General features: G+C 25.8%; 34 protein-coding genes. 12 read left to right on the top strand and 22 right to left on the bottom strand.

Annotated elements, in window-relative coordinates:
- Together AYC59_RS00855 and istA are read right to left on the bottom strand one after the other, a co-directional pair.
- Nucleotides 1-377 (bottom strand): ATP-binding protein (locus AYC59_RS00855; protein WP_169792202.1); only part of this gene is annotated, 377 nt, incomplete at its 3' end.
- Nucleotides 350-1651, bottom strand: coding sequence for an IS21 family transposase (istA, locus tag AYC59_RS00850; RefSeq protein WP_066894324.1), 1302 nt, complete (start codon nucleotides 1649-1651; stop codon nucleotides 350-352). The genes AYC59_RS00855 and istA, both read right to left, overlap by 28 nt.
- Before the next feature lie 183 nt (nucleotides 1652-1834).
- On the opposite strand from istA, the gene AYC59_RS00845 reads away from it, so the two are divergent.
- The 12 genes from AYC59_RS00845 (at nucleotide 1835) to AYC59_RS00790 (ending at nucleotide 13403) form a co-directional block, all read left to right on the top strand.
- Nucleotides 1835-2029 (top strand): toxin-antitoxin system YwqK family antitoxin, encoded by a 195-nt coding sequence (locus tag AYC59_RS00845; RefSeq protein ID WP_066894322.1) that lies wholly within the window; start codon nucleotides 1835-1837, stop codon nucleotides 2027-2029.
- Between the two features lie 537 nt (nucleotides 2030-2566).
- Entirely contained in the window at nucleotides 2567-2998 is a 432-nt protein-coding gene (gene mraZ, locus AYC59_RS00840; protein WP_066894320.1) for a division/cell wall cluster transcriptional repressor MraZ, read from the top strand.
- Nucleotides 2999-3012: 14 nt separating this feature from the next.
- Nucleotides 3013-3939, top strand: coding sequence for a 16S rRNA (cytosine(1402)-N(4))-methyltransferase RsmH (rsmH, locus tag AYC59_RS00835; RefSeq protein ID WP_066894318.1), 927 nt, complete (start codon nucleotides 3013-3015; stop codon nucleotides 3937-3939).
- Nucleotides 3940-3944: 5 nt separating this feature from the next.
- Entirely contained in the window at nucleotides 3945-4268 is a 324-nt protein-coding gene (locus AYC59_RS00830) for a hypothetical protein (RefSeq protein ID WP_066894316.1), read from the top strand.
- 96 nt (nucleotides 4269-4364) lie between these two features.
- On the top strand, nucleotides 4365-5540 hold the full coding sequence (locus tag AYC59_RS00825) for a M20 metallopeptidase family protein (protein ID WP_066894314.1): 1176 nt from the start codon (nucleotides 4365-4367) through the stop codon (nucleotides 5538-5540).
- Nucleotides 5537-6898 carry a 23S rRNA (uracil(1939)-C(5))-methyltransferase RlmD gene (rlmD, locus tag AYC59_RS00820; RefSeq protein WP_066894312.1) on the top strand — a complete coding sequence of 454 codons (1362 nt, stop codon included), beginning with the start codon at nucleotides 5537-5539 and terminating at the stop codon, nucleotides 6896-6898. Before AYC59_RS00825 ends, rlmD begins: the two co-directional genes overlap by 4 nt.
- A 1-nt stretch (nucleotide 6899) precedes the next feature.
- Nucleotides 6900-7508 (top strand): glycerol-3-phosphate 1-O-acyltransferase PlsY, encoded by a 609-nt coding sequence (gene plsY, locus AYC59_RS00815; RefSeq protein ID WP_066894310.1) that lies wholly within the window; start codon nucleotides 6900-6902, stop codon nucleotides 7506-7508.
- Between the two features lie 10 nt (nucleotides 7509-7518).
- A complete protein-coding gene (locus AYC59_RS00810; protein WP_066894308.1) occupies nucleotides 7519-8523 on the top strand; it encodes an NAD(P)H-dependent glycerol-3-phosphate dehydrogenase in 1005 nt (334 codons plus the stop codon).
- A gap of 11 nt (nucleotides 8524-8534) precedes the next feature.
- Nucleotides 8535-9365, top strand: coding sequence for a sigma-70 family RNA polymerase sigma factor (locus tag AYC59_RS00805; protein ID WP_066894306.1), 831 nt, complete (start codon nucleotides 8535-8537; stop codon nucleotides 9363-9365).
- A 145-nt stretch (nucleotides 9366-9510) separates the two neighbouring features.
- Nucleotides 9511-10626, top strand: a complete 1116-nt coding sequence (gene dnaN / locus AYC59_RS00800) for a DNA polymerase III subunit beta (protein ID WP_066894303.1) — start codon at nucleotides 9511-9513, stop codon at nucleotides 10624-10626.
- 35 nt (nucleotides 10627-10661) lie between these two features.
- On the top strand, nucleotides 10662-12131 hold the full coding sequence (nagE, locus tag AYC59_RS00795) for an N-acetylglucosamine-specific PTS transporter subunit IIBC (protein WP_066894300.1): 1470 nt from the start codon (nucleotides 10662-10664) through the stop codon (nucleotides 12129-12131).
- Nucleotides 12132-12362: 231 nt separating this feature from the next.
- Complete coding sequence (locus AYC59_RS00790) at nucleotides 12363-13403, top strand: 2,3-butanediol dehydrogenase (protein WP_281177370.1); 1041 nt, start codon at nucleotides 12363-12365, stop codon at nucleotides 13401-13403.
- Between the two features lie 278 nt (nucleotides 13404-13681).
- Here the strand turns inward: AYC59_RS00790 and AYC59_RS00785 are convergent, their stop codons facing one another.
- The 20 genes from AYC59_RS00785 to AYC59_RS00700 all read right to left on the bottom strand — a co-directional run bounded on the left by AYC59_RS00785 (nucleotide 13682) and on the right by AYC59_RS00700 (nucleotide 23152).
- The gene (locus tag AYC59_RS00785) at nucleotides 13682-14209 is read right to left on the bottom strand and encodes a hypothetical protein (RefSeq protein ID WP_066894294.1); all 528 of its coding nucleotides are present in this window, start codon (nucleotides 14207-14209) and stop codon (nucleotides 13682-13684) included.
- Between the two features lie 14 nt (nucleotides 14210-14223).
- Complete coding sequence (locus tag AYC59_RS07670; protein WP_156445430.1) at nucleotides 14224-14382, bottom strand: hypothetical protein; 159 nt, start codon at nucleotides 14380-14382, stop codon at nucleotides 14224-14226.
- A 29-nt stretch (nucleotides 14383-14411) separates the two neighbouring features.
- Nucleotides 14412-15149: a hypothetical protein gene (locus tag AYC59_RS00780; protein WP_066894291.1), complete on the bottom strand. Its 738-nt coding sequence runs from the start codon at nucleotides 15147-15149 to the stop codon at nucleotides 14412-14414.
- 90 nt (nucleotides 15150-15239) lie between these two features.
- On the bottom strand, nucleotides 15240-15698 hold the full coding sequence (locus AYC59_RS00775) for a hypothetical protein (protein ID WP_066894288.1): 459 nt from the start codon (nucleotides 15696-15698) through the stop codon (nucleotides 15240-15242).
- On the bottom strand, nucleotides 15688-16119 hold the full coding sequence (locus AYC59_RS00770) for a hypothetical protein (protein ID WP_066894283.1): 432 nt from the start codon (nucleotides 16117-16119) through the stop codon (nucleotides 15688-15690). The genes AYC59_RS00775 and AYC59_RS00770 overlap by 11 nt, the downstream gene beginning before the upstream one ends.
- Before the next feature lie 30 nt (nucleotides 16120-16149).
- Nucleotides 16150-16383 (bottom strand): DUF3310 domain-containing protein, encoded by a 234-nt coding sequence (locus AYC59_RS00765; RefSeq protein WP_066894279.1) that lies wholly within the window; start codon nucleotides 16381-16383, stop codon nucleotides 16150-16152.
- A 23-nt stretch (nucleotides 16384-16406) separates the two neighbouring features.
- The gene (locus AYC59_RS00760; protein ID WP_066894276.1) at nucleotides 16407-16940 is read right to left on the bottom strand and encodes a restriction endonuclease subunit S; all 534 of its coding nucleotides are present in this window, start codon (nucleotides 16938-16940) and stop codon (nucleotides 16407-16409) included.
- Complete coding sequence (locus AYC59_RS00755) at nucleotides 16930-17844, bottom strand: N-6 DNA methylase (RefSeq protein ID WP_066894273.1); 915 nt, start codon at nucleotides 17842-17844, stop codon at nucleotides 16930-16932. The genes AYC59_RS00760 and AYC59_RS00755 overlap by 11 nt, the downstream gene beginning before the upstream one ends.
- Nucleotides 17844-18143 carry a hypothetical protein gene (locus tag AYC59_RS00750; protein ID WP_066894270.1) on the bottom strand — a complete coding sequence of 100 codons (300 nt, stop codon included), beginning with the start codon at nucleotides 18141-18143 and terminating at the stop codon, nucleotides 17844-17846. The genes AYC59_RS00755 and AYC59_RS00750 overlap by 1 nt, the downstream gene beginning before the upstream one ends.
- Complete coding sequence (locus tag AYC59_RS00745; protein ID WP_066894267.1) at nucleotides 18140-18367, bottom strand: hypothetical protein; 228 nt, start codon at nucleotides 18365-18367, stop codon at nucleotides 18140-18142. The genes AYC59_RS00750 and AYC59_RS00745 overlap by 4 nt, the downstream gene beginning before the upstream one ends.
- Nucleotides 18351-18773 carry a hypothetical protein gene (locus AYC59_RS00740; protein ID WP_156445429.1) on the bottom strand — a complete coding sequence of 141 codons (423 nt, stop codon included), beginning with the start codon at nucleotides 18771-18773 and terminating at the stop codon, nucleotides 18351-18353. The genes AYC59_RS00745 and AYC59_RS00740 overlap by 17 nt, the downstream gene beginning before the upstream one ends.
- Nucleotides 18766-18996 carry a hypothetical protein gene (locus AYC59_RS00735; RefSeq protein ID WP_066894261.1) on the bottom strand — a complete coding sequence of 77 codons (231 nt, stop codon included), beginning with the start codon at nucleotides 18994-18996 and terminating at the stop codon, nucleotides 18766-18768. The genes AYC59_RS00740 and AYC59_RS00735 overlap by 8 nt, the downstream gene beginning before the upstream one ends.
- Nucleotides 18996-19673, bottom strand: coding sequence for an ATP-binding protein (locus AYC59_RS00730; RefSeq protein WP_066894258.1), 678 nt, complete (start codon nucleotides 19671-19673; stop codon nucleotides 18996-18998). The genes AYC59_RS00735 and AYC59_RS00730 overlap by 1 nt, the downstream gene beginning before the upstream one ends.
- A gap of 21 nt (nucleotides 19674-19694) precedes the next feature.
- Complete coding sequence (locus AYC59_RS00725) at nucleotides 19695-20009, bottom strand: hypothetical protein (protein WP_066894253.1); 315 nt, start codon at nucleotides 20007-20009, stop codon at nucleotides 19695-19697.
- 28 nt (nucleotides 20010-20037) lie between these two features.
- Complete coding sequence (locus tag AYC59_RS00720; RefSeq protein WP_342666598.1) at nucleotides 20038-20463, bottom strand: single-stranded DNA-binding protein; 426 nt, start codon at nucleotides 20461-20463, stop codon at nucleotides 20038-20040.
- The gene (locus AYC59_RS00715; protein WP_066894250.1) at nucleotides 20456-21313 is read right to left on the bottom strand and encodes a recombinase RecT; all 858 of its coding nucleotides are present in this window, start codon (nucleotides 21311-21313) and stop codon (nucleotides 20456-20458) included. Before AYC59_RS00715 ends, AYC59_RS00720 begins: the two co-directional genes overlap by 8 nt.
- 2 nt (nucleotides 21314-21315) lie before the next feature.
- Nucleotides 21316-22326, bottom strand: a complete 1011-nt coding sequence (locus tag AYC59_RS00710) for a YqaJ viral recombinase family nuclease (protein ID WP_066894247.1) — start codon at nucleotides 22324-22326, stop codon at nucleotides 21316-21318.
- Nucleotides 22326-22661 (bottom strand): hypothetical protein, encoded by a 336-nt coding sequence (locus tag AYC59_RS00705; protein ID WP_066894244.1) that lies wholly within the window; start codon nucleotides 22659-22661, stop codon nucleotides 22326-22328. The genes AYC59_RS00710 and AYC59_RS00705 overlap by 1 nt, the downstream gene beginning before the upstream one ends.
- A gap of 85 nt (nucleotides 22662-22746) precedes the next feature.
- Nucleotides 22747-22920 (bottom strand): hypothetical protein, encoded by a 174-nt coding sequence (locus AYC59_RS07665; protein WP_156445428.1) that lies wholly within the window; start codon nucleotides 22918-22920, stop codon nucleotides 22747-22749.
- On the bottom strand, nucleotides 22913-23152 hold the full coding sequence (locus AYC59_RS00700; protein WP_066894241.1) for a hypothetical protein: 240 nt from the start codon (nucleotides 23150-23152) through the stop codon (nucleotides 22913-22915). The genes AYC59_RS07665 and AYC59_RS00700 overlap by 8 nt, the downstream gene beginning before the upstream one ends.
- Nucleotides 23153-23268 lie beyond the last annotated feature (116 nt).

Below are 23268 nucleotides of genomic sequence, written 5' to 3'. Positions count from 1 at the left end.
GTAGATATTCCTATAGCTGTTGCAAGATGTGTCTTACCTACACCACTACTTCCAATAAATACTACATTCTCAAAATTATGTATAAATCTATGTGTAAGTAAATCCAATATCTCTTGTTTATCTATATTATCTTGATAACTAAAATCAAAATCATTAATATCTTTTATGAAAGGAAATCCAGCTATCTTTATCATTGAATTAATAAGATTTTTCTCCTTATGCTCTATCTCATAATCTGTTAATTTAACTAATGCTTCTATTAAAGATATATCTTTATTCTTAAATTCTTCCTCTACATCTTTTAAGTGTAATACAATTTCTTTTAAATTTAGATATTCAAAGTTTTCTATTAATCTTTCATATGTTGTTTTTTCCATGCTACTCCTATCATTTTTAAATTATTATTTGCCATATTTTCTATACGTTCATCATCAAACTTAAGTGCTCTTTTACTTAAACTTTTAAAATGTTGTTCATGATAATTAATATTTTTTTTAGAAATAGGGTGCATTGTTATCAATTTTGTGTTACAATAAATATATATTAATTCACCTATTAGTTGAACATTAACTATCTTATCTATGTATGTATGGTCTACAGAATACTTGATGGATTTAAATGTAATTAAAGAGCTTTTATCAACTTTTAGTTTATGAATTGGTATGATATATTGCTTTCTTATGTTCTCATTGGGTAGAGGGGCTAAGAAAGCTTTTTCTCTTTCCAAATATTTTGTAGGTATCTTTTGATAACTTGAATGAAACCTCATATTCTCTTCATTATTTATCTTCTCTACAAGTTTTAATAATCCATCATAATCTAAATCACCACTATATGCTTTAATTTGTTCTAATACCTTCATAGTTGCCTCTACTTTACCTTTAGTCTCAGGTCTACGTGACATACAAATATTAACTTTAAACCCATAATCTTTAGCAAATTGTAAAAATACATCATTTACTTTACCTTTTTTATTATATGCTCTAGGTTCATCCATTACAGTTTTCATATTATCAAAGAGTATTTCTTTAGGTATACCCCCTGTTATTTCAAATGCTTTATCAAGAAAGTCTAATATTATTTCTCTTCTTTTAGATAAAGACAATATATTTACTCTATATCTTGAATGAGCTAGTATATATGTAAATATATTTATTTCTATATCATCACCATTTTTAAGTTTAAACTTAATAGATTCTTTCCAATCTACTTGTGCTTGTTTTCCTTCTTCAGTTTCAAATCTAACAGTAGGTGTTGCTTTAGAATTCTTTCTTTTAAATTTATCATTAATATCGTCATTTTTAATTATATATGATCTAAAAGAAGATTCAGAACCTTTCATATCATAATTATCAACTAAATACTTGTAAAGGTTTCTCTTGTATGAAAATACTTTTATTTTAGAGTCAAGTAATTCTAGTATTAAATCTTTAAATTCATTAAATTGTGATGGTTTGTTTCTTGTGATTGGTATTCTTTCTTCTGGTTTAAGGTTAATCCATCTTTTAATAGTTCTTGTATCTTTATTAAGTTCTCTACTAATTTGAGAAAGATTAATTTTATCAATTATTTTTGTATCCATTAATATTCCTAATTTGTATAAATCACTCACTCCATTTATATCTAAATCTTTAACTAAATTTAATCTCATAACATTCTCTCCTAATTATTTTACTAAAAGAATATTATACTATACATAGTTAATTAAATAAATATTAAGTAAGTTATTTTACTTCTCCTTTCTCTATACAATTTATATTAATTTTNNCTTATATTATCATAAACAATTTTAGCAAAACCTCAATACATTAAATATAATAATGGCGATGCAGAATTGGTTAAAACTGTTGAAAATAATAAGAAAAAAGGTCCTTATAAATATTATTTTAAAAATGGACTTATAGAAGAAGGAACTTATAAAAATAATAAAGGAGAAGGACCATATAAATTATATGATAAAAATGGTCAAATAAGAGAAGAAGGAACATATAAAAATGGGGTAAAAGAAGGACGATATATATTATTTTAACAATGGTGTTATACACGTAGGAATATATAAAAATGGTCAAAGAATAGAATAAAGATAGATGAATGAAAAAAGAGAAAACTGAGAACATGTTCTCATGCGATGCCTACTTATGTTGTTAATAGTGGTCGTGGGCTTCATTTATATTATTTTCTTAAAGAGCCTATCCCTTTATATAAACATTATCAAAAACTTTAAGAGAATTTAAAGAAGCTATGATTGAAAGATTATGGAATGTTTAAAAAATAAGAAAATAGAAAAAGAAAAAAGATTAAAACGTGGATGTAAAGTAGAAATGAGTAATTTCTAAATACATCCTTTTTTATTATATAAATATTTTGTTTTGTTTTTTGGATATATACCACACATAAATAACAAAAAACACAATATATTGTGTTGCGTTCCAAAAATGTAACCGAAACCGCATAAATAAAGGATTTTTTTTAAAAAAATACTTGCAAATATATATAAAATGTGGTATAAAATATTAGTGGTAGAAAGTGGGATATTTTGGATCAAAATGGAAGGAGGTGTGTAGAAATGTTTACTGGTGATTATGAATGTAGTGTTGATGCTAAAGGACGTTTAACAATGCCAGCGAAATTTAGAGAACAATTATCTAAAGAAAGTTTCTACATAAACCAAGGTTCAGAAGGTCAATTAAACCTATACACACAAAAAGAATGGGCTATAATAATGGATAAGATGTCTCAGGTAAAAGGAAATGTTAAAGCTGTAAACCAATTAAAAAGAATGGTTATAGGAACTGCACAGGAGCTAGAACTTGATTCAAATGGAAGAGTTACTTTAACATCAAAACTTAAAACATATGCTAATTTTAATAAGAAAGCACTAGTTGTTGGGTTGGGAGACAAAATTGAAATATGGTCTGTTGAAAAATATAATGAAGTTAATAATGTGGACTTTGCAGAAACAATGGATATTGCAGGAGAATATGGTATAGACTTCTAAAGAAAGGAGAATTTATGGATTATCATTTACCTGTCCTATATGAGGAAGTATTAGAAAATATTATAGAAGATAAAGATTTGATATATATGGACTGTACTTTAGGTGGTGGAGGTCATAGTTATGGAATACTTGAAAGATCAACTACAAATTCAAAATTAATAGCTATAGATCAAGATGATAATGCCATAGAATATGCATCAAAGAGACTTGAGAAATACAAAGGTAAATTTATGATATTTAAAAATAATTTTGAAAATTTAGATGTAGTAAGTTACCTTGCTGGATATGATAAAGTTGATAGAATATTGATGGATATTGGAGTTTCTTCTAAACAATTTGATGATGATAGTAGAGGTTTTTCTTATAGAAAAGAAGCAAGACTTGATATGAGAATGGATACTACTAAAGAATTGACAGCACATGATGTTGTAAATAAGTTTTCTGAAAAAGAAATAGCAGATATACTGTATAGATATGGTGAAGAGCCTAAATCAAGAAAAATTGCAAGATATATAGTTGAATATAGAAAAAATAAATCTATAGATACAACAATAGAACTTGCAGATATAGTTATTAAAGCAATAGGTAAAAGTATGAAAAAGCATCCGGCTAAAAGAACATTCCAAGCATTAAGAATTTATGTTAACAGAGAATTGGAAGTTTTAGATAAAGCTATAGATAAGGCAATAGAGCTTTTAAATCCTAATGGAAGATTGCTTATAATAACATTTCATTCATTAGAAGATAGAATGGTTAAGGAAAAATTTAGAAATTTTGAAAATCCTTGTGAGTGTCCAAGAGATATTCCTGTATGTGTATGTGGGAAGAAAAGTTTAGGAAAAGTTCTTACAAGAAAACCTATAATTTCTACAGAAGATGAGTTAAAAGAAAATAATAGAGCTCATTCAGCAAAATTAAGAATATTTATTAAGGGAGAATAGTAATTATGGAAAGAGTAATAAGAAGAAATTTAAGAGTAATATATAGAATGGTAGTAAGTTTAAGATACATAGATAAATATGCAGCTTCAGTTGTAAGTTTAGGTTTATCATTTTTTGCAGTATTTGCATTTGCTGCTATGCTAAGTGAATTTAGTCTTATGTCTGTAGCACGTGATAACTATTCAAATAATAAAGAAATAGAAAAAATTTCAAGAGAAATAGATACAATGAAATCAGAATTACTTTTAAAAACTAACATAATAAATATACAAAGAGAATCTAAAGAGTCTGGATATATTTATAACAAAGATGTTAAGTATGTAAAATAGTAGAATATATATTATAATAATTAAAGACGATTTATGTCGTCTTTTTTGATTTTTAACTTGATTTATGTTAAAATATACAAAAAGATTGGAGTGGGTATGGAAAATCAATTTATTACTGAAGAAGTTGAAAAAATATATGATGAAGTAGTTAATTATAGAAGATATTTACATGAAAATCCAGAACTTAGTGAAAAAGAATACAATACATCTAAATATATAGAAAATTACCTTAATGATTTAGGTGTGAGTTATAAAAAAGTTGCAGATACAGGTATATATGCATATATAAAAAATGGTGAAGGTAAAAATTTGGCATTTCGTGCTGATATGGATGCCTTACCTATAATTGAAGAAAGTGGAGTTGATTTTTCATCTAAAAATACTGGAGTAATGCATGCTTGTGGTCATGATGTACATACTAGTGTACAAATGGGACTTGTTAAACTATTAGTTAATAATAAAGATAAATGGAAAGGAAATGTTAAATTTTTCTTTCAACCTGCAGAAGAAACGGTAGGTGGAGCAAAAAGAATGCTTGAAGATGGTGTAAATGACGATTTTAAGGCAGATGCTTTATTTGGATTTCATGTAGCTCCTGAGATAGAATGTGGGAAAATAGGTATTAAATATGGTAAATTACATGCAAGTTCTGCTACATTTACTTTAACTATTAAGGGTAAATCAAGCCATGCAGCATTAGCATATCTTGGTATTGATGCAATAGTTATAGGAGCTAAGGTAGTTGAGTATTTACAAACTATTATTAGCCGTAGGGTAGATGCTAGAGAATGTGCATTAATAACAGTAGGAACGTTTAATGCTGGTAGTGCTGTTAATATAGTTGCTGATAAAGCTATTCTTTCTGGAACTATAAGAACATTAGATAAAAATTTAAGATCATATATAATAAATGAAATTAAAGAAAAATTACCATTATTTGTAGAAAGTTTAGGAGCTAGCATAGATGTGGATATAAAGGAAAGCTATATTCCAGTTATAAATAATGATGATAAGACTAAGTTTTTAGAAAATAATATTTTAGATTTATTTGGTAAAGAAGGACTTGAAGTAATAACTCATTCAAGAATGGATGCAGAAGATGTAGGGTATTTTTTAGAAGAAATACCAGGTTCATATTATAGATTAGGTATAAAAAATGAAGAAATAAATGCTATTTATGATTTACATCATCCTAAATTTAAGGTTGATGAAAGAGCAATAAAATATGGTCTAATGATGCAGTTTAAAAATGCTTTGGAGTTTTTGAAATGAAAAAAAATGAAATTTTTGATATAAAAATAGAAAAAACTATATTTGGTGGTGAAGGGTTAGGATATTATAATGATAAAGTAATATTTGTACCTATGGCAGTACCAGGAGATTTACTTAGGGTTGAATTAATATCAGAGAAAAAAACTTATGGTAGAGCTTTAATAAAAGAAGTTCTAGAAGCTTCAAAAGATAGAGTTTCAAAAGATTTAATTAGTTTTGAAGATTATTCAGGTTGTGATTTTGCTATGATAAAATATCCAGCTCAAATAAAGTATAAAAAAGAAATATTAAAAGAAGTAATGAGTAAAATAGCAAAAATTAATATAGAAAATATTGATTTTGAATCAGCTCCTATAGAGTTAAATTATAGGAATAAAGTTGCAGAACCTTTTGTTAAGATAAATGGTGAAATAAAAACAGGATTTTATAAGAAAAAATCTCATGAAATATTTACAACTGATGTAATAAATTTAAGATCTAAGGTTGCAACTGATATAATTAGTAAATTATTAGAAAAGCTTAATAAATTTAAAGGAACTAAAAGAGAATTTAAGGTATATAATGAAATATCTAATTCAGGGTTTTTAAAAAATTGCGTAGTTAGAAATAATGAAAATAATGAAGTTATGTTAGTAATAGTTGTTACAAGAACTTCTAATATTAAAAATTTAGAAAAAGTTTTAAAAGAACTTTATGATGAAAATGAAAACTTAAAATCAATTTATATATCAATTAAAGATAAGGTTGATAACGTTATTTTTGGTGAAAAAAACATAAAAATATGTGGTGAGGACTATATTACTGAAAATTTAATGGGTATAAATTTTAGAATATATCCTGATTCTTTTTTTCAAATTAATAAACAGCAAACAGTTAAACTATATAATGATGCTTTAAACTTATTAGGTGATTATAAAGATAAAACATTAATTGATGCTTTTAGTGGTACAGGAACTATAGCTATGATAATGTCTAAAAAGGCTAAGGATGTTATAGGTATAGAAATGACTTCATCATCTGTTAAAGCTGCAAAACAAACAAGGAATGAAAATAAAATAGAAAATGTAGAATTTTTATGTGGTAAAGTTGAAGATAAAATTGGAGAAATTTTAAATAAAAAAACTATTGACTATATTTTATTTGATCCACCTCGTAAAGGGATTGAAAAACAAGTATTGTTAAATGTAAGTGAAAAAAACATAAAAAGACTTGTATATATTTCTTGTAATCCATCAACTTTAGCAAGAGATATTGATATTATGATTAAAGAAGGGTATAGTGTTAAATATATTAAAGGATATGATATGTTTCCACAAACACATCATATAGAAACATTGGTACTTTTAGAAAGGGAATAAGATGATTGTAAAATTTATAATTCTATTTATTGTAGCATATTTAGTAGGTTCTATACCTAATGCTTTATGGATAGGGAAAGTATTTAAAGAATTGGATGTTAGAAACTATGGAAGTGGAAATGTTGGAGCAACAAATGCTTCAAGAGTTTTAGGGTGGAAATTAGGAGTTTTAGTATTATTGTTAGATGTATTAAAAGGAGCTGTATTTGTATATATAGCTAAATTAATTAATTTAGATGATATATATCTAGTTTTAGTTTCTTTAGCACCTATACTTGGTCATAGCTATAGTATATATTTAAAATTTAAAGGTGGAAAGGCAGTAGCTACTTCACTTGGTGTATTTACAGTACTTGTACCAAAAGTTATACTTGTATTATTAGTTATATTCCTTATAACAGTATTTTTAACACAATATGTATCAGTTGCATCTATAACAGTAGCTTTACTTCTTCCAATTTTTACTTTTATATTGTATAATAATACTATATATACTATTTTTTCTCTTATCATAGGATTATTAGTAGTATATAAACATAAATCTAATATTATTAATTTAGTAAATGGTAAAGAAGATAAATATTTTGATAAAACAAAAAAAATAAAATAGGAGGTAATTCATGAGAATACTTACTATAGGTGGTGGAAGTTGGGGGACCGCTTTAACATATTTATTAGACCAGAAAGGGTATAAGTGTTATTTATGGGAATTTAATGAGGAATATAGAAATCAAATGAAAATAAATCGTGAAAACGAAAATTTCTTAAAAGGTTTTAAATTAAGTGAATCTATAGAAATTATTGATGATTATACTGGACTTGTTAAAAATGGAGAAGTTGATATTATACTGCTTGCAACTCCAACACAATTTTTAAGAAATGTACTTTTAAATTTATCTAATTGTTGGAATAAAAAAGTAATATTAGTTAATGTTGCAAAAGGTATAGAAATATCAACAGGAGAATTAATATCACAGATGGTAGATGAAATATTTAAAGATAAGGAATATGATTATGTATTACTTGCAGGTCCAACTCATGCTGAAGAAGTTGTAAATAATTTACCTTCTGCAATATTATCTGTTTCAACAAATTTAGAAGCAGCTAAAATTGTTCAAGAAACTTTTAATTTTGGACATTCATTAAGAGTTTATACTGGAACTGATGTTGTCGGTTCAGAACTTGGAGGGGCTATAAAAAATTGTCTTGCAATATTTGCGGGTATTTGTGATGGACTAGGTTATGGTGATAATACAAAAGCTGCCTTATTAACAAGAGGAATGAATGAAATGGTTGTTATAGGAACAGCATTAGGAGCAGATTTTAAGACTTTTTTAGGTTTAACTGGACTAGGTGATATGATAGTTACATGTACAAGTAAACATAGTAGAAATAGATATTTAGGTGAACAAATTGGTAAGGGTAGAAAATTTGAGGATGTAGTTAAAGAAATGAAAATGGTCTCAGAAGGGGCTACAACTATTAAACCACTTTATAATATTATTAAAGAAAAGAATTTAAGAGCACCAATTTTCACAGCGTTATATGAATTACTTTATGAAAATAAAGATGTTAATATATTAACTCAAACGTTCATGGGAAGAGAGTTAAAATCTGAGTTTTAATAGGAGTGTAAATGAACAAAAAAGAAGATACGAGTATAAATTTGATCTCTCTTTATATATCAGATCTTCAAAGTTATGAATTATTAAGCTTTGAAGAAGAAAAAGAAATATTTAGAAAAATTAGAGAAGAAAACGATGAGCAATCAAGAAATTTATTAATACTTTCTAATCTTAGATTAGTTGTTTCAGAAGCAAAAAAACTTTTAGGAAATGGATTACCTTTAATAGATTTAATAAGTGAAGGTAATTTAGGATTAATAAAATCTATAAATAAATTTGATCCTGATAAAGGACTTAGATTTAGTACTTATGCTGTTTGGTGGATAAGACAAACTATAAAAAAAGCTATAGTAAATTTAGGAAGAGATATTAGAATACCTTCATATAAATATGAACAACTTTCTAAAGTAAATAAAGTTATAGAAAATTATCAAAATGAACATGGAGATATACCGAATCCAGAGTTTATAGCTGAAGAATTAGGTATGAAAACATCTAAAGTTATACTTTTACAAAATGAATTTCAAGATATAGTTTCTCTTAATGAGGCTATAGGAGATAATATATTTTTAGAAGATGTAATTGGCAATGAATCTAATTTAGAAGAAACTATAATTAAAAGTGATCAATTAAGTGAAATGTATGAATTATTGCAAAATACTTTAACAGAAAGAGAAAGAACTATAATAGAGTTAAGATATGGATTGGGAAATAATAAAATACATACATTGAAAGAAATAGGTAAAAAACTTAATATTACTCGTGAAAGAGTAAGACAAATAGAGAAGAAATCTATTTCAAAACTAAAGAAATATTTAGAAGATTACAAAGATATTTATTAATATAATTATATAACTATACCATTTTATATGTAATATAGAGTGGTATTTTATTTAAAAAGTTGCAAATTTTATTTAAATAGGGTAAACTATATTAGAATTGAGATTTATAAGATATATATAAATATATATTGAAAGGGGTTTATTAATGTTAAATGTTATAGTTAACAGACGTGAATTTTTAAAAAGAATACAAATAGTTGAAAATGCACTATTAGATGATAAGACTAATAGTTCTAATTCTGGAATACTTGTAGAAACAACTGATAATAAGATAGTCTTAAAAGGTCTAGGAGACGGTCTTTTTATTAAAGCTGAACTTGAATGTGAAGTTAAAGAAAAAGGTGAATTTATAATCAGACATAAATTAATGGAAGAATTTTTAAAACAATTAGATCAAGAAACTATAGAGATAAAAGAAAATGCTGGAAAAATCAATATAAGTTCAGGTAAAAGTGATAGTGATTTTTCTATATATGAATATGAAAAAAGAAATGAACCTAAAGTTTCTGAAATAGGAAGTGAGTATGAATTTAATAAAGAAGATATATTAAATGATATTGAAAATGTTAAGTTTGCTGCTTCTTTAAATGTAGAAAAAATATCAGTTAATTGTATAAGATTAGAATTAGAAGATAAATTATTAAAGTTAGTTTCATCAGATTCACATAGATTAATTTATTTAAATAGATCTTTTGAAAATGAAGAAGCAGAAAGTTTAGGAATTAGTCTACCACTAAGAGCTGTTAATGGTTTAATAAAAATAATGAAACAGTTAGAAGAAGAGAAAGTTAAATTTAAGACAGATGGTAGCCGTGCAGAATTTAAATTTAAAGATGTTGAAATATTAACAAAACTTGTTGAAATTCAATATCCACCTTATAAAAGTTTAATAAATAATGTTAAGAAAAATAAAAAAGTACTAATAAATGTGAAAGAATTTATAAGTGTATTAAATAGAATATCGGTATTTGTTAAAGATAATACAGATAAGAGATACGTTGCTATATTTGAATTTAAAGATAATAAACTAGAAATTCAAGGAAGAAACGATTTAGCAACATCAACTGAACAAATTAATACTATATATGAAGGAGAACCATTAAGAATAGCTCTTAATGTAAAATATATTTTAGATTACTTACAAACTATACAAAGTAATAAAATGCTAGAAATAAAAATGTATGATCAAAGACAACCTGTTTTAATGAATGTTGAAGATGATGATACAAGTATTTATTTAATAGCACCAACACAAGCTTAGAAAATAAGAAAATAAATATAAAGGAGTGATACTTTATGATGAAGTATTTACAAAGATTAGGTAAATCATTGATGTTACCTATAGCTGTATTACCAGCTGCCTCTTTATTACTTGGAATAGGATATTACCTAGATCCAACTGGTTGGGGAGCAAATAGTGTATTATCAGCATTTTTAGTTAAGACAGGGGCATCTATAATTGATTCAATGTCAATTTTATTTGCTGTTGGGGTAGCGCTTGGAATGTCAAAAGATAGAGATGGATCAGCAGCTCTTTCTGGACTTGTTGCATTTTTAGTAGTTACAACATTATTATCAACTGGATCAGTAGCTCAATTATTACAAATAGATCCTAGTGAAGTTGCGCCAGCATTTGCTAAAATATCAAATCAATTTATTGGTATTATATCAGGGCTAGTTGCTGCACATACTTATAACAAGTTCCATGATGTTGTTCTTCCAGATGCATTTGCATTCTTTAGTGGTAAGAGATTAGTACCTATATTAACAGCAGTATTTATGATAATTGTTTCAGGAATCTTATTATATGTATGGCCATTTATTTTTGGAAAATTAACTTTATTTGGTGAATCTATAGTTGGACTTGGAGCATTTGGTGCTGCAATTTATGGATTCTTCAATAGATTATTAATTCCAGTAGGATTACACCATACATTAAATTCAGTATTCTGGTTTAATTTAATTGGAATAAATGATATAGGTAGATTCTGGGGACCAGCTGCAGATGTAATGAAAGACTTACCAGCTAGTTTAAATGGTATATATCATGTTGGTATGTACCAAGCAGGATACTTCCCTATAATGATGTTTGGATTACCAGCTGCAGGACTTGCAATTTACTTAACAGCAAAACCTGAAAGAAAAGCTGAAATTGGTTCACTTATGCTTGCTGCAGGTATTGCTTCATTTGTAACAGGTGTTACAGAACCATTAGAATTTTCATTCATGTTCTTAGCACCAGCTTTATATCTAATACATGCTTTACTTACAGCAGTTTCTATGTACGTAGTTACAGCAATAGGTGCTACAGCGGGATTCTCATTTAGTGCTGGTCTTATAGATTATGTATTAAGTTTAAAGAATCCTAATGCACATAATCCTTTATTATTATTACCTATAGGTTTAGTATTCTTTGTTATTTATTTAGTAGTATTCTTATTTGCTATTAAAACATTAAACTTAAAAACTCCAGGAAGAGAAGATGAAACAATTGAAGTTGAAGTAAATGGAAAAGGTAATGATAAATTTGAAGCTATGGCTGAAGTAATTCTTGAAGCATTAGGTGGTAAAGAAAATATAGTTTCTATAGACAACTGTGCTACAAGATTAAGACTTGAAGTAGTAAATTCAGAAGTAATTAATAAAGATAAAATTAAAGCTGCAGGAGCTTTTGGGACTAGCACTCCTGATAAAACAACAGCTCAAGTTATAGTTGGTCCTAAAGTACAATTTGTAGCTGATGCTTTAAAGAGATTAGTTAAATAAGAAGATATAGTTATTTTCAATAAAATAGTAGGTTTGAACCTACTATTTTTATTTATTAGTTATTATTTTTAAAGTGTATGGACTTTATATCAATTTATGAAATTATAACTTTATAATATATCGATATTTTATTAAAAATATTAAAAAAGAGGTTTTTTCTTGCAAAAAATAAAAAATAGTACTATTATATAACACGAGGAGTTAAATCTATTTGAAAGGAAGATGAAACTTATGAAAATGAAAGCCGCTAGATGGTATGGAAGAAGAGATGTTCGTGTAGAAGAAGTGGAAGTACCAAGTGTAGGACCAAAAGATGTAAAAATTGCTGTAAAATATGCAGGTATTTGTGGAAGTGATTTACATGAATATTTAGGAGGACCTATATTTATTCCAGTTGAAAAAGAACATCCATATTCTCACGTTAAAGCACCATTAACTATGGGACATGAATTTTGTGGAGAAATAGTTGAAGTTGGTTCAGAAGTGACAAGAGTTAAAGTAGGAGATAGAGTTACAGTTGAGCCAATATTAGCTAAAAATGGATTAGAAGGACAATATAACTTAGATCCAAACTTAGGATTCGTTGGACTTGCTTCTAATGGTGGATTTGCAGAATTCTGTGTTGTTGATGGAGGACTTGTACATAAATTACCAGATAATGTTGATTATGAACAAGGTGCGTTAACAGAACCAGCTGCTGTTGCGTTATATGCAGTAAGACAAAGTAAATTAAAAGCAGGAGATAGTTCAGTTGTATTTGGATGTGGACCTATAGGATTATTAATAATAGAAGCTTTAAGAGCTGCAGGTTCTACTAAAATATATGCAGTAGAATTATCACCAGAGCGTCAAGCAAAAGCTAAAGAATTAGGAGCAATAGTTGTTGATCCTTCAAAAGTTGATGCAGTTGCATACATTAAAGAACAAACAAATGGTGGAGCAGATGTTTCTTATGAAGTAACAGGAGTACCTAAAGTATTACAACAATCTATAGAAGTTGTTAAAAACGATGGAGAATGTATGGTAGTAAGTATTTGGGAATCTGAAGCTTCAATTCATCCAAATGAAATTGTTATTAAAGAAAAAACTGTTAAAGGAATAATAGCATATAGAAATTGTTTCCCAGCAGTTTTAGAATTAATGGGACAAGGTTATTTCTCAAAAGAAAAATTAGTAACTAAGAAAATATTAGTAGATGATATAGTTAAAGAAGGATTTGAAGCATTAGTAGCTGAAAAGAGCCAAGTTAAAATATTAGTATCACCTAAATAAGAATATTATATAATGATATAAATTAGTAAAGAATATACCAAAAAACTAAAAGTTTGGAGGTATATTTTTTATTAACAAGGAAATTATATAGTATTAATAGACAAGTATTTTTTACAGTTTTAAAAACCTTAAAACCTAGTATTTAAGCCACTTGTATAAATTGTAAAGCTATAAAAAATAACTAAAAATTACTTGTTTTTTTAACCATAGAATACTAGTAGCATACAAATTTTTAAGAAAAAAAATTAAAATATTTCATCATTTTAACTCCAGTTAATTCATAAAAAAAGTATGCTTTTTAATTCTTTAATTGCTTTATCTTTTATATCAGAATATCTATTTTTTTTAAGTTCTAAATTTTCTAAAATTTGATTCAAGTTATAGTTGTTGAAGTATTTTAACTCAATAATTTTATAACCTAATTCATTTTTAATTTTTACAACATTTAAAGCTATATCAATTTTAGAAGTGATATATTTAAGCTCATTTAGTACTAAATTTAAACTATCAATTCTATCTTGTATAATTTCAAAATTATCTTTAAAAATATGTGAAGTTTGTACTTTGATATCATCATTTTTAGTTTTATGAAGTAGTTGTACTTCATCATTTTTAAGCTTATAAATTTCTAATTCAATAATTTTGATTTTAGCTTTATAAGTAGGATAGTTATAAAGTAGAGCTTCTAAATTTTTGTTTCTGAAATTTTCTTTTATAATCTCTTCTTTTTTATATTTTTTATCAAGCTCTACTTCAATTTTTTCTAATTTTTTATCAATATAATTTAGTATATCAGATTTATTCAAATTTCCTCCAAATTTTAAGCAGGCATCACAGTTTCAAGCAACGCTTTAAATTTAAATTCATCGACAGTTTCTCTTCCAGTAAGTTCTTTTAAGCAGTAGGGTATTCTATTATATAATTTAGTAGTATTACATCTTATTTCTTTCAATTCATTTTTATTATACATATTTAACAAATCATCATTTTCTAGTTCAAGTAATTTAATTATTTATAGTTTAATTTCAATCTTTTAATCAATTTATCTACTTTATTATTTATATTTTTATTATTCTTTATAAGTAGATCTGAAATATAGTCAGCACTTATGTTATCTTCACCTGTCAATTCTTTTAAAGAAGATGGAATAAGATTACACATTTTAGTACTTATAGTTCTTAAAGTTTTTAAATATTTTCTATCATACAGGTCTAATAATTCTTCATTTTTAGTACTACTTAATGTATCTGATAACACTTTAAAACTTGCAAGTAAATTAATATAATTTAAAGTTATATTAAGTCCAGATTTTGTTTCAATCGTTTCTAAATAAGGCTTCATAATATCAACCATTAAAGATAGTTCAATCTCAGTTAACCATTTAAAAACATTATCAGCTTTAGCATTTTTAGTATAAGCTATTCTTTTGTATAAAATATCTTCTGTAACACCATTTCTAACATGATGTAGTAAAGATATAAAAGATCTAAATAAACTAAATTCTTTTTTAAAGGAATCATCACATATAGCATAATTTTTAAATACTAATTTAGTTATATTTCTTGTTGTTAATATCTTAAATTGTTCATCAAATTTAAACAAATTTGCTATTTGACGTTCTATAATAAATAAAGCTATAGATATCAATGCTATGTGTTTATCTTTATCATCTTTTATAACAGCTGGCTTAGTTTTCAACATTTTTTTATTAACTTTTTTTACATCTTTATTTTTAATTTTCCTCATAGTCATGCCTCGCATTTTTAGTATTTTCTATTTATATATAACATAATAATTACTGTTATTAGTACAAAAATATTTAAAATAAGTTCATTATTATTCATCATACTCACCATTTTTAACTTTTTCAAATAGAGGAGCAATAGCTTTGTTTAAGTCATCTGCAAATTTTTGGGCTTGTTCTTCTGTTTGGAAATAGTTATGTGTTGAATAAAGTGCATTACTAAAATCTTGAAAACTCTCATAACCATAATCAACTTCAAAAAATCCAACTTTATAGTTTAATATTACACGATAATAGTATTCATCCTTTTTAGCTCTCCATCTTTCCTTTTCTACATAAAAATCTGTTTTATATTCTCCATCTGACAGCTCAGTATAACAATTTAAACATCCAAGATTAGTTTGAACGAGAAATATTTTTTTATCAGGGTGATAACTTATTCTGAGGATCTTCATATTATTCCACCATATATTTTTTAAGCACTCATTATTATAATTTGTATTCTTTTCTATCCATTCCTTTAATTCGTTTAGTGTTAATCTAACTCTCATAATCATACTCTCCTTTTTTTACTTTATCAAAAATAGATTTAATATCTTTTAATACTGCCTTTGCTTGTTCTTCAGTTTCAAAGTAATTTCCGCTTTCAAAATCATAATAATTAAAGATACTTTTATTATCTTTTTTCTTACATATACTTAATTCTGAAAGAGACTCAATAGGATAAATATAATAATATTCTTCATATCTTTTTCTTTCAAATGTTTTAAATTCGTACATAAATTGCTCATCTTCATATTTATTTAAATTTACCATTTTAAAGCCCATTTCATTAGTTAAAAGAATGAAATCATATTTATCTAATATAACTCTTTCAATTATTTTAATAGGTTGATTATAGTAAAGTAACTTTTCAATATTTCCTACTCTAATCATTTCAATCAATTCTTTTTTAGTTATGTTATAACTCATAGTTGTACTCTCCTTTTAATTTTATTTATATTACTTTTCCATTTCTTCTACAGTCCATTTTAAATATTGAATAGCTTTTTTTAAATCTTCTACACCATTTTTTTTATTATGCCTAATGATATATTTAAGAGCATTACCTATATTAAAAGCAACATTTCCTTTTAAATCTTTTATAACCTCATCAATAACAGTTTTACTTTTTATAGGTAAATTCCAGTCATAATGATTTGGTAATTCAATATTATTTTTTATTTCTTCTTCCATTACTTATTCTCCTTTTTTGTTTTTTAAATTCCACCTAACGATTCTAACATAAGTTCTGTATAATATTTTTTCATTTTATTCATTAACTCTATATCATTTTCTAAATTGGGTTGCATACTATAAGCCAAATCTACTTTTTCAGTTATTAATAACTGTTTAGGTAAAGGCGGTATATTTATTTTTAAATCCATCAAGTCCTTTGGATAAATACTTTTAATAGTTGTTCCGCTTATCCTTGCTTTAATTTCTGGGTATTTAGTACCTAATATGTAATATAAATATTTAGGATATATTGTTATTATTTCATTTTTAGGAATTATAGTTATAACTTTATCAGCATAGATCGGCCCTTCATGATATTTAACTATTCCAGGACTACCTGCTGAACTAATCGTTACTAAATCTCCATCGTGTGTATATTCTGTATAGTATCCTTTATACTCAGCACCTCCTCCAATTACGGGATAAGCTCCATCTTTTGTTTCTTCAAGTTGCTTTTTAGTTAAAGTTGATTCATGTGCTTTAATCTCACATACATCCCCTAATCTATATTTCATCTTCTATACCTTCTTCTATCATTAGTCTTTTTATAATTATATATAATGCTCTTAATTCATCTTTTATTGGTTGTGGTCTTATCTCTTTAAGTACTTGTTTCACTTTAAAATGATTAACTATATTAGTCGATAAACTATTGAATAATTTTTCTTGAACTTCCTCTATATCAATAACTTCTTTCTTTTCTTCTTCTCTTGCATATTCCCATCTATCATTTTCAAGTTTAATCGTAGTACTTGCTTTTATTTCATTAGATTTACAATCATATAATTCGCTATATACTTCATCTGTTACTTTTTCCTTATCAATTACTAAAAATATTACAGATATACTTGTATCAGTAAAAGCATTTTCAATCATATTTAACTCAACTAATTGATTTCCTATAAGTTCTCTCATTTTAGCTTCATCTCTTCTATAACTTATTCCTGGAAATGCTATATAAAATCCATATCTTTTAGTATATTTCAATGATTTTAATATGAATATATCATCTACTTTTCCTGATTTTTTCCAAGTAAATTCTGATTTTATATTTTCTTGTTCAATCTCGCTGAGTTGTTTGAATGGGATTGAAAACGGTGGATTCATAATTACACAATCTGCAATAAAATCATTTCTATCATATTCAAAAAATGACTTACATTCTATATCAGAATTTTCATAGTTTTCTTTTGCTGTATTTACTGCCATTTCTTGTATATCTAAACCGTATAGTTTAGAAATGTTTATATATTGCTCTAACTGACCAGAACCAACAGCACCATCAAATACTATGATAGGATCCTCACCTAAATATTTTTTAACTTTTTCAGCTAAATATAACCTTAATTCTTGACCCGTAATATATTCAACATTCTTTTTAGCAATCATTCTATTATTATGTTCTTTTAACTGTCTCACTATATCCTCCCTAATAGTTTGCTTATGTATTCCTTAATCATTCTACAGTTATTAGCTTCTTTATTCATTTGATGGTTTAAATAATACTTTCTACATACTACAGCACTTTCATATATCGATTCTTCAACTTCAATATTTCTTATTTTATTATCATATAGATTTAACATCTCAAATAACTCTATAATATCTTTCGTTAAATCTCCACGACCTTTTTCAATTATTTCTATTAAACCCATATAACATGTTCCAACTCTAAATCTCTTTTCAAAGTATTTATCTTCATAAATTACATCACTCATCTTACTACCTCAAAATTTAATAGTTGCTTTAAAACTTCTTCTTTAGTTCCTGAAATGAAAGCAACAGACTGATCATTTATAAATCTAAATCTGATAGGGTCTGAACTATTAAAGTATTTATTTATGTGTAAATTCTCTACAAAATGTACTTCGTTAGTAGTTTTATTTCTTAGCGTTTTACCGACTAAGTGAAAAGAGTTCTTTATATTATCTAACTTTATCATTTTTTATCCTTTCTAAAACTTTATCTATTTCATTTTTAAAATCGTTATCTAATACAGTAATTATCACACCTGTATTATGTTTATCAACTTCATAACCTAAATTAATTCCATTAACTTCAGTGATATTATCATCATCTATCCAACCATGTTTGACCATTAAATCAAAGGGTAGTTGAACTGCATTGTGATAATCAAATTTTCTTTTACTATCTCTGATAAAATAGAAACCAATAAAATATGGTTTTTCTTTACCTAATAATAACTTTTTAAAATCATTTCTAAAAATATCATATTGAAACTCATAATCTTTTAAATAATTTCTAACAGTTTTACTTGCAATTAAAGTAGTTCCTGTCCATTGTTTTGAATTTTTAGAGCTAGGTACATTGCCTTTAAGTTTAATCATTATTGACCTCATTTACATCTTTAGTATATTTAAGCATTTGATATAAATTTTTAATTAAATCAACATTGTTATAATCATTAAATCTGTAAAATTTACCATCAGATTTAAATTGAACTGTCAAAAATATTACTTTATTATTTTTGCAATTAATAGTAGTATTTAAAGTTTCTATATTGCTTAAATCTATATTTATTTTTTTACCTTTATCATCAATTAATGTCATTAAAATATCTCCTCAAAATTTCTATTATTTTTGTTATATCTCATATTTTTTAAATTATTGTAGTTATAACCTTTGCATACTTCTCTAATACGATCATATATCTTTAAACTATCCTTAATTTTTAAATGTTCTTTTAATTGATTACTATTTAAATTAGTTGTTATCACGAAAGGTATTTTATTACGATATAGAGTATCAAATATATCAAATACAAGCCCTTTTATCCATTCGTTCTCAATTTTTTCATTACCTAAATCATCAAAAATTATTAAATCTAATCTAAGTAGGTCATCAATTAAATTATTTATTTTATAAGGTTTAGCGTTTCCAAAATCTTTAGTTATTAAATTAAGCATAGTAGCTAAACTTGATTTACAAACTAGGTATTTATCTTTTAAAGCATTATAAATACAATCAGCCACGTATGTTTTACCAGTTCCACATTCACCACTTAAAATAAAGCCAATACCTTGATTTCTTGCTTTTTCAAAGTTTATACAATAGTTTGCAAAGTTTCTATATTTATCTCCTTGTCGTTCGTGCCAACGCTCAAAAGTATGTTCTTTGGTTTTTTCATCTGATAAAAATAGGGCAGGGGTTATATAAGATTTTAAATCTTCAGTATAATATTTTTCTTCACCATTTTCATCATAATAACCAATTTTTTTATATCTCATATTATTTATCACCTATTTATTTTATTCTTTTATATTTAAACGATACTTACTTGGTTTACCTTTTTCTGCTTTTTCTATTTTTAAATATCCTAAAGTTTCTAGTTCTTTTAGAGATTTTGAAATTGTATTTTTATTTGTTATTCCCAATTTTATAAATATAGTATTATATGATAGTTTTAAAGTTTTATCTTCACTTTTAAAAACTCTATACATATCTATTAATTTAATCAATATTTTAATAGAATTAGAACTGATTTCATTATCACACCATTTTTTAAAAAGATTTTTAGGCAACTTATAAAAAGTGCTCAAATCTATCTTCTCTTCTTCATTCATTGCCTAATCCTCCCAAACTTTAGATTTTTTAAAACGGGAAATCATCTTCATCTTCAATTATATTTTCTCCTGTAGAATTAGACTGAGAGGTATATTTAGTAGTTTTACTTGTTGTTTCATTAGTAGTATTATTGTTAGAACTTTCTTCACTACGATAATCAACAAAATGAATTTTATTTACAACTACATCTGTTGAGTATCTAGTTTCTCCATTTTTCTCATAACTACTTACATTAAGCCTACCTTCAATTAAAATTCTTATTCCTTTTGCAAAGTATTGAGATATAAGTTCAGCTGTTTTATTCCAAGCAACACAATTTATGAAATCAGCTTCTTCTCTATCGCTATCCCTTTGAACAGCAAGAGAAAATCTAACATAAGTTTTCCCTGATTGTGTCCATGTAAGTTCTGGATCTTTAGTAAATCTTCCCATTAAAGTAACTACATTAATCATTTTCTATCATTTCTCCTGTTTCTTCATTTATATTTTCTTCAACAGTTTCTGCTTCTTCAATAATATCTTCTGTAACATCTATAGGTTCTTCAAATATAGTAGTATCTTTAGCAGTATTACTTTCAGAATTTAAGTTATATACTTTTTCGTCTTTTTCAGTTTTTTCTAACCATTCAACTGAAATAGGCAAGTATTTAAGCATTTGTTTTATTACAGTTTTAAGTGCCATTGAGTTAAAATCACTTTTCCAAGGACTTATTGAACTTTTAGCAGCTTTAGAGTATTTATCTCTATGTTCTTCAATTTCTTTAACAGTCATATAGTTAAATGCTTTTGTATTATCTTTTAGTATAGCAACTGAGTAATATCCAATAGGATTACCACGATTTTCAAAATTAGGTTTATGAATTAAGTTTCTTTCAAGTCCGTATTGAATTTCAAATTCGTCGTTTTCATAAACAGGATAAGCATATATATCACTTAGTTGACCACTCCGTCTTAAAAGTTCAATCATACCTTTATAACCTATTTGGAATTGTGCTTCTGTTCCATAAGGAATTATGTATGCTTGACCTAAAATTCCAGGTTCAAGTCCTAGTTGAGCTGATACCATCAAAGCACCAAGCAAACTTTCTTTTTTGCAAGTTGCAAGTTTAGGGTTTTGTCTAATAGTAGTTAAAGCAACTCTTACAAATCTTTCAGTATTTATATGATTAGGTAGAGCAATCTCAAATTGTGGTTGCATTGATTGTATTACATCATATATAGTTTTTTCTTTTTTCTTATTAGTAGTAGATACTCCTGTATTGTTCTTAGTTGTTGTTGCTAATGAATTTCTTGCCATTTCCATAGTTAGTTAATCTCCTTTTCAGTTATTTTTAAGTAATTAGTTTGATATGTTTCTTTAAATTCTTTTTCTTTTTCTTTGTATTCGTTTATCAAGTCTTTATATTGTTTTTCAAATTCTTTAGTATTAGTTTTAGTTCTATTCATTACAACTAAACTTACTTTGTATTTTGGACTTTCTCCTTTTTTACAAGCATTATTTATTAGTTCTTCTTTTAGTTGTTGGTCTATTGTTTTTATTTCATTTTCTAAATTATCTAATTCATTTTTAAGCGCTTGCCTTTTAGATATAAGTTCTTCAGTAGTGTTGTCTAGTTCTAAAGTAATTCCTTGTTCTTGCATTTTAGATAATCTTTCACTTTGATATTCAGCATAAGCATTAGAACCATCAGCAAAAGGCATTTCTTTTGGTACAACATAAGTATTCCAAAAATCATTTGCAGCATTGATTATTATTTCAATATCTAATTCATTTCTTTCGATATAGAATTCCTTGTATTCGTTACCACCAATTAATACAGCTATAATTCCAAAATCAAAACCAGTAACAGCTAAATAGTGTTGAACCTGTGCATAATAACTTTGTGGAATAGTTCCATTTTCCCATTCGTTTTTTACAAATTGATTAGCAGTTTTAATTTCAAGTACACCATATTTTTTATTTAATTCATCATAAATCACACCATCTAAATTAGCCCTTAAAATTCCAAATTTAAGTGATTTATCAGTAGTGTATACTTTATATGCTCCAATATGTCTTTCTTCAAATTCTGAACGAATTAAAGGTTCTAACTTAGTACCAAAATACATTGCATTATTTTCAGGTGTTTTTTGATTTTCTACTTTTGAAAGATATACATCTACAATACCTCTATATTTATTAACACCTAAGATAGCACCTATATCTGAACCACCAACACCTTTAGATCTTAAAATATCCCAATCTTCTTTATTATTAAAATCTAAAACTTCAGTTTCTTTATTTAAAAGAATTTCTTTTATATCTATAATTTCCATTATTTGATCACCTCTCTAGTTTTAAAATTGTGAAATCTAAGTAAATGATTAAGTATATCTTTAATCATGTACATATATTCAATTTTTGATATTATCACAATCTCATTTTCATTTTTTAAATGTTCTAAAATTTTGTTATATAATTCAGAAATTTTTATACCTTTTTCAAAATCTTTAAATTTATTAAGTATTTTTTTACAACTATTATTCGAACTCCAATAATTGTATAAATATTTTGATGGTTTATATATAAATTCTGAATCTTTTAAAATGATATATTCTTCAATATCTAGCATTAATTGAAGTTCAGTTCCTAATACCTCATAAAATTCCATTTTACTCCTTTACTTTTTAAAAATTTAATGTTAAAATTAAGTATAAATTCGACGACAGGACTACTTTTTTAGTAGTTCTTTTTTATTAAATTTCAACTTCTTTGATATCGTCATCAACATTATTAACATGCAAGCACCAAACTGAAATTACTAAACCTAAAAAGCTTAGTATAAAAATCAACATATTTTCACTAAAGCAAAATATAAATGATATTATAAAAGTAATTGTAAATAGTATATTTAATAGTATTTTAGTCATTGTTTTCTAGCTCCTTTCTTTTTAAAAAATCTTCATATTTTATTCCCATATATTCCTCAACTTTTGCAGTAGGAATGTGATATTTAAATGTGTCCTTTTTATCTTTATGTTGCAATCTTATAGCAGTTCCAAAAGGTAGCGTATTTGATCTTAAACCTTTAGAAACTGTCATAGGACATAACCCTACAAATTTTGCACATTCTTGAACAGTTAAAGTTCTTTTATCTAACATATTAATCATATCCTTTCTTTTAAATTTGCTTGCACCTATAACACCTAAAGTTGTTTTATATATAAATAATCTAAGGAGTTAAAATGAGTTCATCACGGCACCGTTATAAGTGCAAA

It is taken from the genome of Pseudostreptobacillus hongkongensis, assembly GCF_001559795.1.
Lineage (GTDB): Bacteria > Fusobacteriota > Fusobacteriia > Fusobacteriales > Leptotrichiaceae > Pseudostreptobacillus > Pseudostreptobacillus hongkongensis.
The sequence above is the reverse complement of the archived record's forward strand: the minus strand, read 5'-3'. Positions and strand labels throughout refer to the sequence as shown.

Coding starts and splice junctions, on each gene's coding strand:
- AYC59_RS00700 (WP_066894241.1), bottom strand. CDS start 23,152: ATGTTAGATAAAAGAACTTTAACTGTTCAAGAATGTGCAAAATTTGTA.
- AYC59_RS00790 (WP_281177370.1), top strand. CDS start 12,363: ATGAAAATGAAAGCCGCTAGATGGTATGGAAGAAGAGATGTTCGTGTA.
- AYC59_RS00810 (WP_066894308.1), top strand. CDS start 7,519: ATGAGAATACTTACTATAGGTGGTGGAAGTTGGGGGACCGCTTTAACA.
- AYC59_RS00725 (WP_066894253.1), bottom strand. CDS start 20,009: ATGAATGAAGAAGAGAAGATAGATTTGAGCACTTTTTATAAGTTGCCT.
- AYC59_RS00780 (WP_066894291.1), bottom strand. CDS start 15,149: ATGAGGAAAATTAAAAATAAAGATGTAAAAAAAGTTAATAAAAAAATG.
- AYC59_RS00805 (WP_066894306.1), top strand. CDS start 8,535: ATGAACAAAAAAGAAGATACGAGTATAAATTTGATCTCTCTTTATATA.
- AYC59_RS00735 (WP_066894261.1), bottom strand. CDS start 18,996: ATGACATTAATTGATGATAAAGGTAAAAAAATAAATATAGATTTAAGC.
- istA (WP_066894324.1), bottom strand. CDS start 1,651: ATGAGATTAAATTTAGTTAAAGATTTAGATATAAATGGAGTGAGTGAT.
- AYC59_RS00760 (WP_066894276.1), bottom strand. CDS start 16,940: ATGAAATATAGATTAGGGGATGTATGTGAGATTAAAGCACATGAATCA.
- AYC59_RS00740 (WP_156445429.1), bottom strand. CDS start 18,773: ATGATTAAACTTAAAGGCAATGTACCTAGCTCTAAAAATTCAAAACAA.
- AYC59_RS07665 (WP_156445428.1), bottom strand. CDS start 22,920: ATGACTAAAATACTATTAAATATACTATTTACAATTACTTTTATAATA.
- AYC59_RS00825 (WP_066894314.1), top strand. CDS start 4,365: ATGGAAAATCAATTTATTACTGAAGAAGTTGAAAAAATATATGATGAA.
- AYC59_RS00765 (WP_066894279.1), bottom strand. CDS start 16,383: ATGGAAGAAGAAATAAAAAATAATATTGAATTACCAAATCATTATGAC.
- dnaN (WP_066894303.1), top strand. CDS start 9,511: ATGTTAAATGTTATAGTTAACAGACGTGAATTTTTAAAAAGAATACAA.
- rlmD (WP_066894312.1), top strand. CDS start 5,537: ATGAAAAAAAATGAAATTTTTGATATAAAAATAGAAAAAACTATATTT.
- rsmH (WP_066894318.1), top strand. CDS start 3,013: ATGGATTATCATTTACCTGTCCTATATGAGGAAGTATTAGAAAATATT.
- AYC59_RS00830 (WP_066894316.1), top strand. CDS start 3,945: ATGGAAAGAGTAATAAGAAGAAATTTAAGAGTAATATATAGAATGGTA.
- AYC59_RS00750 (WP_066894270.1), bottom strand. CDS start 18,143: ATGAGTGATGTAATTTATGAAGATAAATACTTTGAAAAGAGATTTAGA.
- AYC59_RS00710 (WP_066894247.1), bottom strand. CDS start 22,326: ATGGAAATTATAGATATAAAAGAAATTCTTTTAAATAAAGAAACTGAA.
- AYC59_RS00720 (WP_342666598.1), bottom strand. CDS start 20,463: ATGATTAATGTAGTTACTTTAATGGGAAGATTTACTAAAGATCCAGAA.
- AYC59_RS00745 (WP_066894267.1), bottom strand. CDS start 18,367: ATGATAAAGTTAGATAATATAAAGAACTCTTTTCACTTAGTCGGTAAA.
- plsY (WP_066894310.1), top strand. CDS start 6,900: ATGATTGTAAAATTTATAATTCTATTTATTGTAGCATATTTAGTAGGT.
- AYC59_RS00730 (WP_066894258.1), bottom strand. CDS start 19,673: ATGAGATATAAAAAAATTGGTTATTATGATGAAAATGGTGAAGAAAAA.
- AYC59_RS00715 (WP_066894250.1), bottom strand. CDS start 21,313: ATGGAAATGGCAAGAAATTCATTAGCAACAACAACTAAGAACAATACA.
- AYC59_RS00705 (WP_066894244.1), bottom strand. CDS start 22,661: ATGGAATTTTATGAGGTATTAGGAACTGAACTTCAATTAATGCTAGAT.
- nagE (WP_066894300.1), top strand. CDS start 10,662: ATGATGAAGTATTTACAAAGATTAGGTAAATCATTGATGTTACCTATA.
- AYC59_RS00775 (WP_066894288.1), bottom strand. CDS start 15,698: ATGAGAGTTAGATTAACACTAAACGAATTAAAGGAATGGATAGAAAAG.
- mraZ (WP_066894320.1), top strand. CDS start 2,567: ATGTTTACTGGTGATTATGAATGTAGTGTTGATGCTAAAGGACGTTTA.
- AYC59_RS00770 (WP_066894283.1), bottom strand. CDS start 16,119: ATGAGTTATAACATAACTAAAAAAGAATTGATTGAAATGATTAGAGTA.